A 14914-nucleotide genomic window follows, 5' to 3' on the forward strand; every position below is an offset into this window, starting at 1 on the left:
ATGGAGCGTGCCGTGGATGGGGAGTGCGCGCGCATGAGGCAGATCCGAAGATCGGCGGCCTTCGCCGCCGCCGTCGTCCTGCTCTTCCTGACCGGGGGCTGCGGACCGGCCACACCGGAGCGGATCACGCTCACCGTGGCGACCTTCGGCCAGTTCGGCTACGACGACCTGATCCCCGGCTACGAATTCACCCACCCCGGGCTCACCATCCGCCAGGTCCGGACCGAGCAGGGCGGACCGTACCACGAAGACCTGCTGAACAAGCTGCAGAAGAACCAGGAACTCGCCGACGTCCAGGCCGTCGAGGAGGGCCACCTCGCCGACGTGCTCGCCCACGCCGACAAGTTCGCCGACCTGGCCGAGGTCGGGCCGCCCGACGTCAAACCCGGCCGGTGGCTGGAGTGGAAGTACGAGGCGGGCCGCAGCAAGGACGGCAAGCTCGTCGGCTACGGCACGGACATCGGCCCGCTCGCCATGTGCTACCGCAAGGACCTGCTCGGAGCCGCCGGCCTGCCGACCGACCCGGGCTCGGTGAAGACGATGTTCGCTACCTGGGACAGCTACTTCAAGGCCGGCGAGAAGTACGTCAAGCGCTCGAAGGGCAAGCCGTGGTTCGACTCCGCGGCGCAGGTCTTCAACGCCAAGGTCAACCAGCTCCCGATCGGCTACCTCGACCGCGAGGACCACTCGACGCTGGAGACGAACACCGCGCTGCGGGACGCCTGGAACCAGGTGACGACCGCGGTCAAGCAGGGGCAGTCGGCCGGGCTCACCGCCTTCGCCGACGACGGCAACAACGGCCTGCGCACCGGCGCCTTCGCGACGAAGGTCTGTCCTTCGTGGATGCTCGGCGTCATCGAGCAGCAGGCCGGGGTCGGCAACGCGGGCAAGTGGGCGCTCACCGACGCCTTCCCCGACGGCGGCGGCAACTGGGGCGGGTCCTTCCTCACCGTGCCGGCCTCGAGCCCGCACCAGAAGGAAGCCGCCGCGCTCGCCGCCTGGCTGACCGCGCCGGAGCAGCAGCTGCACGCGTTCCGGGTGAGCGGGAACTTCCCCAGCCAGGTCGACGCCTTCACCTCGCCGGACCTGCTCAGCGAGATGAACGGCTACTTCGGCGCGACGCTGAGCGGCCAGATCTTCGTCGCCCAGGCCCGCAAGGTCGGCAAGCCGCAGTACAAGGGGCCGGGTGACGGCAAGATCCAGGAGACGGTGATCGCGCCGGCGCTCAAGGCGGTCGAGCAGGGCGCCGACCCCGCCGCCGTGTGGCAGCAGGTGCTCGTCGGGGTGCACCGGGTCGTTCCCTGACCGGAAACCCGCTCGCCGGAGGCCGCCGGGCCGGGCAGGCTGGGGACCGTGCTCACTCCCCTGCCCGAACCTTGGCGGCACCACACGATCCGGCACCCCGGCCCGGACGACCACCTCCCCGTGCTGGCCGTCCTCGACCGCTGGTGGGGCGGCCTCGGCGGCGAGGCGGGCTCCCGCCAGCGGGCGCTGCTGCTGCCGAAGCTGATGTTCCAGCACTTCACCGGCAGCAGCGTCCTGGTGACGGCGGACGAGCGGATCGTCGCGTTCCTGATCGGGTTCCTCTCGCCGTCGCGACCGGCCGAGAGCTACGTCCACTTCGTCGGAGTCGAGCCGGCCGAACGCGGCCGCGGCCTGGGCGCGGCGCTCTACGAGCGCTTCTTCGCCTACAGCGCCGCGCACGGGCGCTCGGTGGTCCGGGCGATCACGTCGCCGGAGAACAAGGGTTCGCACGCGTTCCACACCCGGATGGGGTTCGTCACCGAACCAGGGCCGAAGGAGTTCGAGGGGGTACCGGTCCAGCCCGACTACGACGGGCCGGGACTGGATCGGCTGAGCTTCCGCAAGGACCTCGGCTGAGCGGCCGAAGGGCAAGGCCGCGGGATCCGGCCCGGGGTCGCAGGAGGCCGCTGCGGACGCCGGGCCGGATCACGCTGTCCCGCCCGGCCGGTCAGGCGGCGCGGGCGGGACTGCGGCGAGCGGCCCGGCGGGACGGGCCGCTGCCACCGTGGTGGAGGCCGGACCGGGCGGCGGCTGCGCGGCACCGCCCGGTCCGGGGTCTTGACGAGCCCCGCTCCGGCCCGGCCGCCGCCCGGCTGCGTTTCCGCAGCCGCGCGGCAGCCGGCGTCCGGAGGAGTCTCACTGCACCGGCGGGTAGGCGTTCTGGACCAGTTCCTCGAACTGGGCTCCGAACCACTTGCCCGACAGCGGGGCGTTCGGCAGGGCACCGGTCAGGTTGCCGCCGTTGGCCTGCTGGGTGCCGTGGAAGGTCGGGTCGCACATCGGGTCCGCGCCCTTGCCTTCGTCGTTCGGGATCTGCTGGCTCGCGCCGTCGGACTCACCCGGCGGCTTGATCCAGACGTAGGCGTCGAAGTGCGCCTGCGGGGCCACCGTCGGCCGGACACCCAGGCCCGCACCGCTCTGGTTGCACCAGTTGCCGCGGTGCAGCCGCCGGTCGATCCGGCCCGAGTTCACGTAGGCGTCCACAGTGGATCCCGAAGCACCGCTCGGCCGCGCCGAGCCGCCCCAGCCGTTACGGGAGGTGTCGACCAGCATGCCGATGCCGCTCGGCAGGCCGGCCGCCACGAAGGCGTTGTACATCGCGGTGGCGAAAGGGACCTCCGCGAAGTACGGGTTCCACTGGTAGAACGTCGCCGACTTCAGCGCCTGGCCGCCCACGTTCAGGTTCGGGTCGGGCAGGTTCGGCTCGGTCAGCGGCGTGTAGTTCGCCGTGGAGCTGATGAAGCCGTCGATGCTGTTCACGCCGGCCGTGGTGCCCTGCAGGGTCTGCTTGACCAGGTTGACGAACGGCTGGAAGTTGCTGTCCCAGCCGAGCCACGCCGAGTGCGCGATGTCCAGGTAGTTGTAGACGTTGGAGATCGCGTGCAGCTTGTTCAGCGCGTACTGGATGCCCTGCGCGTACGCCCCGCTGGACTGCGCTTCCGCGCAGGTCGCCATCGAGGTGTTCGTGATCAGGTTCGGCAGCGAGTCCGGCTCGACGATCGCCACGATCCGCAGCGGCGCGTACTTCGCGTCGGACAGGATCGACGCGATCGGGTCGATGTACTCGCTCTTGTACCGGGCCAGCCCGTTCTGGGAGACCTTCAGCTCACCGTTGGACGCCAGCGCCGCGCAGTCGCGGTTGGGCAGGTCGTAGACGACGATCTGGATGGTCACCGGCGTGCCGCCGGACTGCTGGGCCAGCGCCGCGTCGAGGTGCCCGCGCAGGCCGCGCGCGCTCGACGTGCCCTCGATCGCCGCGATCCGGTCCAGCCAGACGGCGGTCGAGGTGTTGGCCACCTTGGCCATCTGGGCGCCGAGCGTGCCGCCCTTGGCCGCGGCCGCCGCGCTCACCTGGCTCGACCAGTCCGGGTTCACGTACCCCTTCGACCCGGAGTACGGGTTCTCCACGTGGGTCCCGGGCTGCGGGGTCGTGGTCACCGTCGTCGGGGTGGTGGGAGTGGTCGGGGTCGTCGGCGTGGTCGGGGTCGTCGGCGTGGTGGTCGGTGTCGTGGGTGTCGTGGTCGTCGGCGTGCCGTCGCAGTGGGCACCGTTGAGCGAGAACGACGTCGGGATGGCATTGGTCCCCGAGTACGAGCCGTTGAAGCCGAAGCTGGCCGTGGCGTTCGAACCCAGGTTGCCGCCCCAAGACGGGTTCTTCGCGCTCACGTGCTTGCCGCTCTGGCTGAACGTGGCGCTCCAGCCCTGCTGCACCTGCTGGTTGCCGGCGAAGTCCCATTCGACGTTCCAGGACGAAACGGCGTCGCCCAGGTTGGTGACGGCGATGTTCGCGGTGAAGCCGGTGTCCCACTGGTTGACCGTATAGGTGACCTTGCAGCCGGTGGCGGCGCCCGCCGGACTGCCCCCGGCCACCAGCAATCCGGCGGTCATCGCCGCCGCGGTCACCGAGGACGCCACGGCGAACCGTGACTTCCTCTTGGCGGACCAGAATTCACTCCTCATCGAGTGCGCTCCTTAATCGTTCCGTGGGTGGGTCAGGTGGTGCAGGCGGTCGCGCCGACGGCGAAGCCGCCCGGCGTGCCGGTCGAGGGGCCGGTGGCCTGGACGCCGATCGAGACCGACGCCCCGCCGGCCAGGTCGGGCGCCCAGGCGGGCGCCTTGGCGCTCGCCTGCTGCCCGGTCTGCGTGACGGTCGCGTTCCAGCCGCCGGTGAGCTGCGTGCCGGACGGCACGGTCCAGCCGAGCGCCCAGTTCTTCAGCGCCGAGCTGCCGGTGTTCTTCAGGGTCACGGTGGCGGTGAAGCCGCCCTGCCAGGTGTTGTCGACGTGGTAGGTGACCGCGCAGCTCGCCGCGGGCGGCGGGTCGGTCGTGCCGCCGCCCGAGCCCACCGGCGGGATCAGGTACGGCTGCAGGATCGCCTGCTTGGTCTGGTTGACCGTGGTCCAGTCGTCGTTGAGGATGCCGCCGGTGTCACCCGAGTTCGGGTTCCACGACCAGTAGGTGAAGCTCATCCCGGACGTGCCGGTACCGGCGTACTCCATCAGTTCCTGCAGCCAGACCTGGTCGCGCGGGTCGGCGAGCGTGGAGCCGAACTCGCCGAGCAGCACCGGCGCGATGTTCTGCTGGTGCAGGTAGCCGAAGAAGTGGTCCCACAACGCGGGCAGGTTCGCCGGGAACGCCGGGTCGGAAAACCATTTCTGGGCGAACACCGAGGTCGCGTACTCGTGCGCCGAGTACACCAGCTTGTCCGGTTCGGACAAACGCACCGGGAACTGCCGGGCCCCGGAGAGGTTGCCGCCCCACCAGCCGCACTGCGGGTCGCCGGTGCCGCTGACGCAGTCGACGCCTTCGACGACGATCAGCCAGTCCGGGTTGGCCGCGAGCACGGCGTTGCCGGCCCGTTCGGCGGCGAGCCGCCAGTCGGTCGCGGTGTCGCCGCAGCCCCAGCACGCTCCCCCGCCGCCCTGGATCGCGTGCGGTTCGTTGTGCAGGTCCGCCCCGATCACCGTGGGGTTGCCCCGGTAGTGCTGGGCCAGCATCGTCCAGTCGGAGATCCAGCGGCTTTCGGGGTACGCACCGGTGTACCAGAGCGGGGACTGCGCGCCGGAGTCCGGCCGGTGCCGGTCCAGGAGCACGCGCATGCCCTTGACACCCGCGTAGGCGACGATCTTGTCGAGCACCTGCAGGCCGGACAGGCCCTGCAGGTCCGGGTTCGCCACCTGGTCGATGCTGACCGGCTTCGAACCGCTGTCGAACAGCTGGTTCGAGTACGGCAGCCGCAGCGTGTTGTACCCGAGCCCGGCCATCTGGTCGAGCATGTCCTTGTAGTTGCGGCTCCACAGCCCGTGCGGCGAGTAGTTGGCCGTTTCGGCGCCGAACCAGTTGATCCCGGTCATCCGGACCGGCGCGCCGGTCGCGTCGACCAGCTGGGATCCGCTGGCGTGCCAGAACCCGGTACCGGTGCCGGCCGCCGCCGTGGTCTGCGGGGCCGCGGTGGCCGGGGACGCCGTGAGAACGGCGCCCCCGACCAGTGCGGCGACCACCAGCGAGAGCAGTCGCTTCATCAAGTGCCTCTCAGCCGAACAGGGCGACGTGCGCGGCGAACGCCGTGGCGATCTCCGACTGCGCCCAGAACCGGTGGTAGGTGAACGTCGGCGCAGCCCCGCCGTCCAGGTAGGCCTGGACCTTCGGCCACTGCGGGTCGCTCTTGTAGAAGGACCGGATCGACAGGAACGTGGAGTTCGAGTTGATCGCGTCGCCGTTGGGCATCGTGCCGGTCCAGCCCGAGGGCACGTAGAGCCCCTGGTCCGTGCCGGCGTTGTACTTGTCGTCGAACCGGTCGTAGTCCGACCGGGTCTCCGGCACCGCGATGCCCTTGCTGTCGGTGTTCGCCGACAGCGCGGTCAGCAGCTGCTCGCCGACCGTCTTGGCCTGGGCGTTGCTCGACCCGGACGCGTAGTAGAGCAGCGTCTTGGCGAGCGAGGCCGCGACCCCGACGTCCTGGCTGTAGTTCTTCACCGAGACGTGCAGGCTGTTGTTCGCACCCGGGCTGGTGGCGTTCCAGGTGTCCGGCGCGCCGCTCCAGGTCAGGTCGGACGGGATCTGGAAGCTGCCGCCGGCCCCGACCGTGGTGTTCGCGATCGCCCAGGGCACCCACTTGTCGAGGATCTTCTTCGCCCGGGCGTCGTTGGTCGCCTGGTAGTACTCGGCGATCCGTTCCATGCCCCAGGTCTGGAAGCCGAACCACTGGTTGCTCGGCGGGTCGTGCCAGACCGGCTGCCAGTCGTAGTACATCCCGTAGAAGGTCGGCGTGCCCGCGGGCGGGGTGCCGTACTGGCCGTCCCAGCTGTTGGTCGCGCCGCCGGCGAGGCCGCCTTCGGACGACTGCAGCCACTGCAGGAACTCCATCTGCCGGTTGAGGCTGGTCGCCCAGTCGGTGGCACCGGTCGACGAAGTGACCTTCAGACCCGCATCGGCGGACAACGCGTACGCGGCCAGGGGGTTCTGGTAACCCTGGTGCGCCGCACCGTCGCCGATCCGCCACGCCCAGGAGCTGGCCGTGTCGGCCGAGCCGCCCCACGCGTAGTACCACGAGATCAGGTAGTGCTCGCTCTCCTTGCCGGTCCCGGCCGGGCAGGCCGTGGCGCCGACGCAGTTGCCGATCTTCTTGTAGTACTTGTCGAACAGCGAGTACCGCAGGTAGTCGCCCATCTTCGAGGCCTTCTTCAGCACGGCCGCGACATCGGCGCTCTTGCCCTGGGCCTGGGCCCACTTCTCGGCCTGGAAGGCCACCTGCACCACGCGGGCGTCCGCGTCGGGGGCGTCGGTGTACTTCCACTGCTTGGCGTAGGAGGAGTCGCCGGTGAACAGGTCGAGGTACCCGTTCTTGCCGCCGAACTTCAGCAGGTCGCAGCTGGGCTGCGTGACCGTCTCCCACACCGATTCCTGCGAGCCGCGCTGGAAGGTGTTGATGAACGCCGGCGCGGTGTTGGTGCCGTCCTCGCAGTGGCCGAACTTGTAGATGTTGTCCACGTCGAGCAGCCAGTGCATGCCGTAGACGTCCGGCGAGCCGTAGGCCGCCTTCAGCTCCGCCGCGATCGGGTCGGCCCCGACCGAGACGTTCGACTGCAACTGGGAGGGGTAGTTCTTCGGGCTCGGGTATTCCGCCGCGTAGGTCGCCGGCTTGCTGGCGTTGTAGCCGGAGTTGCCCGGCTGGTCGGCCGCCGACGGGATCGCGTACGTCTCGATCGACGTCCACGCCTGGTTGAACGGAGCCCAGTCACCGGTCACCCGGCCGTAGGACGCCTCCAGCCAGAGGTAGTAGCTGAACGCCTCCGACGTCGTCTCGTGCCCGTGGTCCGGTGCCTCGACGATCAGCGTCTCGATCGAGTGGTAGGGCACCAGGATGTTGCCGAACTTGCGGAAGTAGCCGTTGTTCGGGTCCTTGATCTTGTTGTACTGCGTCAGGAACGCGAGCTGGTAGTCCGAAGTGGACGACGAGATCTCGTTGACCGCCACCGTGGCCGCGGTGTAGCCGCTGCTGCTCGCGGTGAAGGTCGCGCTCCCGAGCGCTCCCCCGTTGTCGGCGCTGGTGACCGTGACGTTCTGCGGCACGTTCCAGTTCGCCGTCGTGAACGTCAGGCTCGTCGGCGCGGCCGTGAGGTCGGTGCTTCCGGCCGTGCGCGCGACGGCGACGGTGACCGGGGCCGTCGGGGCACCGGCGAGGGAGACCGCGAAGGTCGTCGTGCCACCCTGCTTGACCTGCGCGGTCGCCGGGGCGGCGACGATCGTCGGCCCGGAGAGGACCTTCACGCTGACCGGGCTCGACGTCGTCGACGCGCCCTTGTTGTCGTAGGCCTTGGCGCTGATCGAGTACGTCCCGGCCGGGACGTTGCCCCAGCTGCCTTCGAACGGCGCGGCCGTGTCCGTGGCCAGCAGCGTGTCACCGGCGTAGAACTCGACCTTGCTCACCGTGCCGTCGCTGTCGGCGGCCGTCGCGGCCAGCGGGATCGTCGCCGGGGCGTAGTACGAGCCGGTTGAACTCGGCGAGGTCAGGGTGACCGTCGGCGCCTTGTTGGCGCCGGTGCACGCGGTGCCGTTCACCGAGAAGTCGGTGGGCGGCCGGTTGGCCGAGCCCTTCGAGCCGTTGAACCCGAACGACGTGCTCGCGCCGGTGTCGAGGTGGCCGTTGTAGGACATGTTCGTCGCGGTGACCGCGGCGCCCGACTGGGCGAACGTCGCGCTCCAGCCCTGCTGGACCTTCTGGCCGTCGAGGAACGTCCAGCCGACCTTCCAGCTGTCGAACGGAGCTCCGTCGTTGCGCAGCGAGACGTTCGCGGTGAACCCGGTGTCCCAGTCGTTGGTGGTGTAGGTGACGGAACAGGCGATGTCGGCGCCGAGCGCCGGTGGTGGGGCGACCACCGCACCCGTGACCGCCAGCACGGCCGAAGCCAGTGCCAGCGCCCGGGCGCGCTTTCGAGGGGAGGAACGCATGGCTGCGGAACTCCTTTGTCCGTAGGGAGCCAGCGATCTGGGAGCGCTTCCAGGCGCAGACGGTAGCCAGCCGGAAACCTGGATGTAAAGAATCGAGTCAGAAGGACACCGCGGCGCCGAGTGTCACACCTACGCGCCCGGCGAACGCCGGCTCACTGAACACTCCTGAACAGCCGACCCCGTTAGTCGCCCCGTCACCCGTTCAGCCCAGTCTAGTTGTTACGTTGGGTGCTCAGGAAACGCTGTTTAGCGCCAAAGGCGTACATCTCGGGCCGGAACGTTCCCACCCATCGAGGCACGGACACTGTGTCGGCTCCACAATCACGCGTGTCGACCCGTGAAACACGCGTGTCGACCCTCCGGGCCCGCGAACCGGCCTCCGGGATACGCCGGCCGTCCCTCCGGGTACGCCATCCGACGCTCCGGGTACGCCGGTTCGGCCTCCGGCAGGGGACGCCGAGGGTCGGCATGCGCGCGCGAAGGGTCGACACGCGTGAGTGGAAGGTCGACGCGCGTGATCGAGGGGTCGACACGCGTACTCAGGTGGACGAAACGTCAGCTCGAGGCGCGGACCGCCAGGGAGACCGGGAGGATGTGCTGGCGCGGCTTGAGGTTCTGGTCGTCGAGCAGCCGCATCAGGGTCTCGACCATGGCGTGGACCTGCTCGCGGGGGTCCTGGTGGACCGACGTCAGGGGCGGGTCCATCGCCGGGGCGAGGGTGGCGTTGTCGTCGAAGCTGACCACCGCGACGTCGTCCGGGATGCGGCGGCCGGCCGCGCCCAGCGTGCGGAACGCGCCCACTGCCATCATGTCGCTGGCGACGAAGACCGCGTCGAGGTCGGGGTGACGGGTCAGCAGGGCCGACATCGCGTTCGCTCCGCCCGAAAGGGTGAAGTCGGCCTCTTCGGCCAGGTCGGCGGGGTCGAGCCCGGCGTCGAGCAGCGTCTTGCGCCAGCCCGCGAGCCGGTCGATCGGTGCGCTCTGGTCCTGGGGGCCGGCGATCGTGGCGATCCGCCGCCGCCCGGCCGCGACCAGGTGCTCGACCGCCAGCCGGGCGCCGCCCTCGTTGTCGAAGTCGACGACGTGGACGCCGCGGCGGATGCCGGCCGCCTGGCCGCCGAACACCACCGGGATGCGCAGCAGCCGCAGCGCCTTGGGCAGCGGGTCGGCCCGGTGCGGCGCGAACACGAGCGCGCCGTCGACGTGGCCGCCCTCGAGGAACCGGACCGTCCGGCTCAGGTCCTCGCGGATGTCGCTGAAGATCAGCACCATCTGGCGGCCGACGTCGGCGAGCTCCCGGTAGCCGGCCCGCATGACGGCCGCGCGGTAGGGGTCGTCGAGCAGCCGGGACTCCGGCTCCGACAGCACCACCGCGATCGCCCCGGTGCGGCGCGTGACCAGCGACCGCGCCGCCTGGTTCGGGGAATAGCCCAGGTCACGGGCCGCGGCCAGGACCTTCTCCCGCGCCGCCGCGCTGACGTACGCGTCGTCGTTCAACGCCCGGGACGCCGTCGACCGCGACACACCGGCGAACGCCGCGACGTCCTCCAGTGTCGGCCGTTCTTCATCCCCTGCTCGAGGCCCCACGGCACCGCCCTCGCTCACCCTCTGCAACTCTGACCGCCTCAGCTTAACGTTCACGCCTCCGCGCGTCCGGGAGCGCTCCTCGCAGGAAACGCTCCGGTTACGACCTCTTGACACCGGTGAACGCCCCCAGCAGACTCTGCCACACCTGGGAGCGCTCCCAGATCGGCTCCCAGCAGTGAGAGCGCTCATTCCCGTCAACAAGGTGGTTGGACACGTGAGAACGATCCGGAACGGCCTGGTCCTGGCACTGGGCATCACGATGACGGCGCTCGGCGCCTCGGCCTGCAGCGGGGGCGGTGAGCAGACCCCACCGGCGGCGGCGAACCCGAATGAGCACGTCGACCTGACGCTGGCGACGTTCACCGAGTTCGGCTACGAGGCCCTCATCCCGGAATACGAGCGACTGCACCCCAACATCAAGATCACCCACCGCAAGACCGGCCAGGGCGGCCCCTACCACGAGGAACTCGTCACGAAGCTGGCCGCGGGCTCCGGCCTCGCCGACGTGACGGCGCTCGAAGAGGGCCACCTGTCGGACTTCCTCGACAAGGGTTCGAAGTTCAACGACCTGAGCAAGATCGGCCCGGCCGACGCCTCCCCGGACCGCTGGCTGCCCTGGAAGTACGACGCCGCCAAGACCAAGGACGGCAAGCTCATCGGCTACGGCACCGACATCGGCCCGCTCGCCATGTGCTACCGCAAGGACATGTTCAAGGCCGCCGGCCTGCCGGACGACCCCGAAGCGGTCAAGCCGCTGTTCGCCACCTGGGACAGCTACTTCGCCGCCGGCGCGGACTTCGTGAAGAAGAGCAACGGCAAGGCCTGGTTCGACTCGGCCGCGCAGAACTTCAACGCGATGGTGAACCAGCTGCCCGAGGGCTACATCAACAAGGACGACAAGCTGGCCGTCGAGAACAACCAGGGCATCAAGGACGCCTGGGCCAAGGTCACCGACGCGGTCGCCAAGGGCGAGTCGGCCAAGCTCACCGCGTTCAGCAACGAGTGGAACACCGGCTTCAAGCAGGGCGCGTTCGCCACGAAGGTGTGCCCGGCGTGGATGCTCGGCGTGATCAAGGAGCAGGCCGGCCCCGAGAACGCCGGCAAGTGGGCGGTCACCGCGGCCTTCCCCGGCGGCGGCGGCAACTGGGGCGGTTCGTACCTGACCGTGCCGACGCAGTCGAAGCACCCGAAGGAGGCCGCCGAGCTCGCGGCCTGGCTGACCGCGCCGGAGCAGCAGATCAAGGCGTTCCAGGCCAAGGGCACCTTCCCGAGCCAGGTCAAGGCGCTGACCGACCCCGCGCTGCTGAGCTACACCAACGACTACTTCGGCGACACGAAGGTCGGCGCGCTGTTCGCCGAGCAGGCCAAGAAGGTGCAGAAGCCGCAGTACAAGGGCCCCGGTGACGGCCAGATCCAGGAGAACGCCTCCAGCCCGGCCCTGCAGGCGGTCGAGCAGGGCAAGTCGGCGACGGACGGCTGGAACCAGATGGTCGAAGCCGCGAAGAAGATCACGCGCTGAACCGATGACCGTCCTCGACAAGGTCGCGCCAGAAGGGAGTAAGGCCGGGGAGCGAGTGTCTCCCCGGCCCACCTTCCGTCACCGGTTGAGCCGGTGGGACGTCAAGGTCTCGCCGTACCTCTACATCGCGCCGTTCTTCATCCTGTTCGGGATCGTCGGGCTGTTCCCGCTGCTCTACACCGCGTACGTCTCGCTGTTCAAGTGGGAAGCCGGGACCGACGCCCCCGACTTCATCGGCCTCGACAACTTCAAGGAGCTCTTCGCCGACGCGCAGTTCTGGAACGCGCTGACGAACACGGTCAGCATCTTCCTGCTCTCCAGCGTCCCCCAGCTGATCATCGCGGTGCTCCTGGCGGCGTTGCTCGGGTCGCGGCTGCGCGGTGCGACCGGCTGGCGGGTCGGCATCCTGCTGCCGTACGCGGCCAGCCTCGTCGCCATCGGCATCATCTTCGCCAACCTCTTCGGCCCGAAGTACGGGCTGATCAACGGCGTGCTGCAGACCATCGGGCTGGACCCGGTCGACTGGCAGGCCAACCGCTTCGGCAGCCACGTCGCGATCGCGATCATGGTCAACTGGCGCTGGACCGGCTACAACGCCCTGATCGTGCTGGCGGCCATGCAGGCCATCCCCAAGGAACTGCACGAGGCGGCGGTGATCGACGGCGCCGGCACCTGGCGGCGCTTCTGGAACGTCACCCTGCCGCTGCTCAAGCCGACGCTGATCTTCATCACCATCACCTCGACGATCGGCGGCCTGCAGATCTTCACCGAGCCGAAACTGTTCGACGCCATGCCCGGGTCGAACAACGGCGGCTCGACCAACCAGTTCCAGACCGTGACGCTCTACCTCTACCAGACGGCGTTCCAGAACGCCGACCTCGGCTACGCCTCGGCGATCGCCTGGGTGCTGTTCCTGATCATCGTGCTCATCGCGCTGGCGAACTACTTCCTCACCAGCCGGATCGCCAGCACCCCGGCGGTGAAGGTGAAGAAGAAATGACAACACTCCAGAGCCGGCCGACCGGAGTGCGGCAGAAGGTCGCCACCCTCGGCAAGCCCCGTAAGGCGACCTACGTCGTGCTGGCGATCTTCGTGCTCGGTTCGCTGTTCCCGTTCTACTGGTCGTTCCTCGTGGCCAGCCGCGACAACGGGATGCTCACCGAGCGCATCCCGCCGTTCGTGCCCGGCGGCAACTTCTTCGCCAACGCGGCCCGGGTGTTCGACACCGTGCCGTTCTGGAAGGCGCTGGCCAACAGCGTCATCGTGTCCGGCACGGTGACGCTGACGACGGTGCTGTTCTCCTCGCTGGCCGGGTTCGCCTTCGCGAAACTGCGGTTCCGCGGTGCGAACAAGCTGTTCGTGTTCATCGTCGTCACGCTCGCGGTGCCCACCCAGCTGGGCATCATCCCGCTGTTCATCGCGATGTCCGAGCTGGGCTGGACCGGGAGCCTCACGGCGGTGATCGTGCCCAACCTGGTCACCGCGTTCGGCGTGTTCTGGATGCGCCAGTACACAGTGGACGCTCTGCCGTACGAGCTCATCGAGGCCGCGCGCGTCGACGGCTGCAGCATGATCCGGATCTTCTGGAACGTCTGCATGCCCGCGGTGCGCCCGGCCGCGGCGATCCTCGCGATGTTCACGTTCATGATGTCCTGGAACGACTTCCTGTGGCCGCTCGTCGTGCTGGACGCCGGCAACCCCACCGTCCAGGTGGCCCTGGAAAAGCTGCAGAGCGGCTACTACGTCGACTACTCGCTCGTCCTGGCGGGCACGACCCTGGCCACCATCCCGATCCTCATCGTCTTCGTCCTCCTCGGCCGCCAGATCGTGGCCGGGATCATGCAAGGTGCCGTGAAAGGGTGAACATGTCCGTACATCCCGACAGCGTTCGGGCGGAGACCGCGTTGATGTTCCCGCCTGGCTTCGTCTGGGGCGCCGCCACCGCGGCGTTCCAGGTGGAAGGAGCCACGACGGCCGACGGGCGCACCGACTCGGTCTGGGACGTCTTCGCCCGCCGCCCGGGTGCGGTCCGGGGCGGCGACAACGGCGAACCGGCGGCCGACCACTACCGGCGGTACTCCGAAGACGTCGGGCTGATGCGCCGGCTCAACCTCGGTGCCTACCGCTTCTCGCTGGCCTGGCCGCGGGTGCGGCCGGACGGCGGCGAGGTGAACACCGCCGGGCTCTCCTTCTACGACCGGCTGGTCGACTGCCTGCTCGAGTCCGGGATCCAGCCGTGGGCGACGCTGTACCACTGGGACCTGCCGCAGGCGCTGGAGGAACAGGGCGGCTGGACCAACCGGGACACCGCCTACCGGTTCGCCGAGTACGCCGAGACCGTGCTGGCGCGGCTGGGCGACCGCGTCGCCAGCTGGTCGACGCTCAACGAGCCGTGGTGCGCGGCGATGCTCGGCTACGCGGGCGGCATCCACGCGCCCGGCCGCACCGACCACCCGGCGGCCGTGGCCGCCACGCACCACCTGCTGCTGGGCCACGGCCTGGCGATGGACATCATCCGGCAGCACGCCCCGGGCACCCCGGCCGGCATCACGCTGAACCTGTACCCGGTCGCCCCGCACGACCCGGCGAACGTCTCCGACGTCTCCGCGGCCCGGCGGATCGACGGCCTGCAGAACCGGCTGTTCCTCGACCCGGTGCTGCGCGGCGGGTACCCGGACGACCTGGTCGCCGACCTCGAGCCGTTCGGGCTGGGCTCGGTCGTGCGCGACGACGACCCCGCGGTCATCGCCGCGCACGTCGACTGGCTGGGCGTGAACTACTACCGCGACTACCGCGTCGCGGGCCGTCCGGTGCCGGGCAGCGAGCCGGCGGGCCCGGAGTGGGTCGGCGCGGCCGACGTGCACTTCGTCCCGGACCCGGCGGCACCCCGCACCGACTCCGGCTGGGAGGTCCAGCCGGCCGGGCTGACCGAGTCCCTGCTGCAGGTGCACCGCGGCTACCGGTCGGTGCCGCTGTACATCACGGAGAACGGCGCGGCCTACCCCGACGTCGTCTCCGACGGCGGTGACATCGTCGACACCGACCGCGTCGCGTTCCTCGACTCCCACCTGCGCGCCTGTCACGACGCGATCCAGGCGGGCGTCGACCTGCGCGGGTACTTCTACTGGTCGCTGCTCGACAACTTCGAGTGGGCCGAGGGGTACGCGAAGCGCTTCGGCCTGGTGCACGTCGACTACGCGACGCAGCGGCGGACGCCGAAGCAGAGCGCCCACTGGTACTCCCGGGTGATCGGCCTCAACGGGCTCGGCTGAGTCCCCAGCGCCCCAATGTGGCGTTGGGTGCGTCCAACGCACCGAACGCCACATTGGGTGC

General features: G+C 69.6%; 10 protein-coding genes. 6 read left to right on the forward strand and 4 right to left on the reverse strand.

What is annotated here, in order from left to right; all coding sequences use genetic code 11:
- The first annotated feature begins 33 nt into the window (after window positions 1-33).
- On the forward strand, window positions 34-1305 hold the full coding sequence (locus ACWEF6_RS36735) for an extracellular solute-binding protein (RefSeq protein ID WP_449687167.1): 1272 nt from the start codon (window positions 34-36) through the stop codon (window positions 1303-1305).
- A gap of 48 nt (window positions 1306-1353) precedes the next feature.
- A complete protein-coding gene (locus ACWEF6_RS36740) occupies window positions 1354-1881 on the forward strand; it encodes an N-acetyltransferase family protein (RefSeq protein WP_449687168.1) in 528 nt (175 codons plus the stop codon).
- A gap of 279 nt (window positions 1882-2160) precedes the next feature.
- Here the strand turns inward: ACWEF6_RS36740 and ACWEF6_RS36745 are convergent, their stop codons facing one another.
- The 4 genes from ACWEF6_RS36745 to ACWEF6_RS36760 all read right to left on the reverse strand — a co-directional run bounded on the left by ACWEF6_RS36745 (window position 2161) and on the right by ACWEF6_RS36760 (window position 10026).
- The gene (locus ACWEF6_RS36745) at window positions 2161-3984 is read right to left on the reverse strand and encodes a glycoside hydrolase family 6 protein (RefSeq protein WP_449687169.1); all 1824 of its coding nucleotides are present in this window, start codon (window positions 3982-3984) and stop codon (window positions 2161-2163) included.
- A gap of 32 nt (window positions 3985-4016) precedes the next feature.
- Window positions 4017-5546 carry a cellulase family glycosylhydrolase gene (locus tag ACWEF6_RS36750; RefSeq protein WP_449687170.1) on the reverse strand — a complete coding sequence of 510 codons (1530 nt, stop codon included), beginning with the start codon at window positions 5544-5546 and terminating at the stop codon, window positions 4017-4019.
- 10 nt (window positions 5547-5556) lie between these two features.
- Entirely contained in the window at window positions 5557-8475 is a 2919-nt protein-coding gene (locus ACWEF6_RS36755; protein ID WP_449687171.1) for a glycoside hydrolase family 48 protein, read from the reverse strand.
- Between the two features lie 555 nt (window positions 8476-9030).
- Window positions 9031-10026: a LacI family DNA-binding transcriptional regulator gene (locus ACWEF6_RS36760; RefSeq protein WP_310970612.1), complete on the reverse strand. Its 996-nt coding sequence runs from the start codon at window positions 10024-10026 to the stop codon at window positions 9031-9033.
- Window positions 10027-10276: 250 nt separating this feature from the next.
- On the opposite strand from ACWEF6_RS36760, the gene ACWEF6_RS36765 reads away from it, so the two are divergent.
- The 4 genes from ACWEF6_RS36765 to ACWEF6_RS36780 are packed head-to-tail and all read left to right on the forward strand — an operon-like array spanning window position 10277 to window position 14853.
- Window positions 10277-11581 (forward strand): ABC transporter substrate-binding protein, encoded by a 1305-nt coding sequence (locus ACWEF6_RS36765; RefSeq protein ID WP_449687172.1) that lies wholly within the window; start codon window positions 10277-10279, stop codon window positions 11579-11581.
- Window positions 11582-11585: 4 nt separating this feature from the next.
- Window positions 11586-12581 (forward strand): carbohydrate ABC transporter permease, encoded by a 996-nt coding sequence (locus tag ACWEF6_RS36770; protein WP_449687173.1) that lies wholly within the window; start codon window positions 11586-11588, stop codon window positions 12579-12581.
- Window positions 12578-13444: a carbohydrate ABC transporter permease gene (locus ACWEF6_RS36775; RefSeq protein WP_310970569.1), complete on the forward strand. Its 867-nt coding sequence runs from the start codon at window positions 12578-12580 to the stop codon at window positions 13442-13444. Before ACWEF6_RS36770 ends, ACWEF6_RS36775 begins: the two co-directional genes overlap by 4 nt.
- Window positions 13441-14853: a GH1 family beta-glucosidase gene (locus tag ACWEF6_RS36780; protein ID WP_449687174.1), complete on the forward strand. Its 1413-nt coding sequence runs from the start codon at window positions 13441-13443 to the stop codon at window positions 14851-14853. The genes ACWEF6_RS36775 and ACWEF6_RS36780 overlap by 4 nt, the downstream gene beginning before the upstream one ends.
- The last annotated feature ends 61 nt before the right edge of the window (window positions 14854-14914 follow it).

This window comes from Amycolatopsis sp. NPDC004772 (assembly GCF_053601215.1).

Bases quoted from the DNA above. Each gene is read 5' to 3' on its own strand.
- ACWEF6_RS36735 (WP_449687167.1), top strand. From the start codon at position 34: ATGAGGCAGATCCGAAGATCGGCGGCCTTCGCCGCCGCCGTCGTCCTG.
- ACWEF6_RS36745 (WP_449687169.1), bottom strand. From the start codon at position 3,984: ATGAGGAGTGAATTCTGGTCCGCCAAGAGGAAGTCACGGTTCGCCGTG.
- ACWEF6_RS36750 (WP_449687170.1), bottom strand. From the start codon at position 5,546: ATGAAGCGACTGCTCTCGCTGGTGGTCGCCGCACTGGTCGGGGGCGCC.
- ACWEF6_RS36755 (WP_449687171.1), bottom strand. From the start codon at position 8,475: ATGCGTTCCTCCCCTCGAAAGCGCGCCCGGGCGCTGGCACTGGCTTCG.
- ACWEF6_RS36770 (WP_449687173.1), top strand. From the start codon at position 11,586: ATGACCGTCCTCGACAAGGTCGCGCCAGAAGGGAGTAAGGCCGGGGAG.
- ACWEF6_RS36775 (WP_310970569.1), top strand. From the start codon at position 12,578: ATGACAACACTCCAGAGCCGGCCGACCGGAGTGCGGCAGAAGGTCGCC.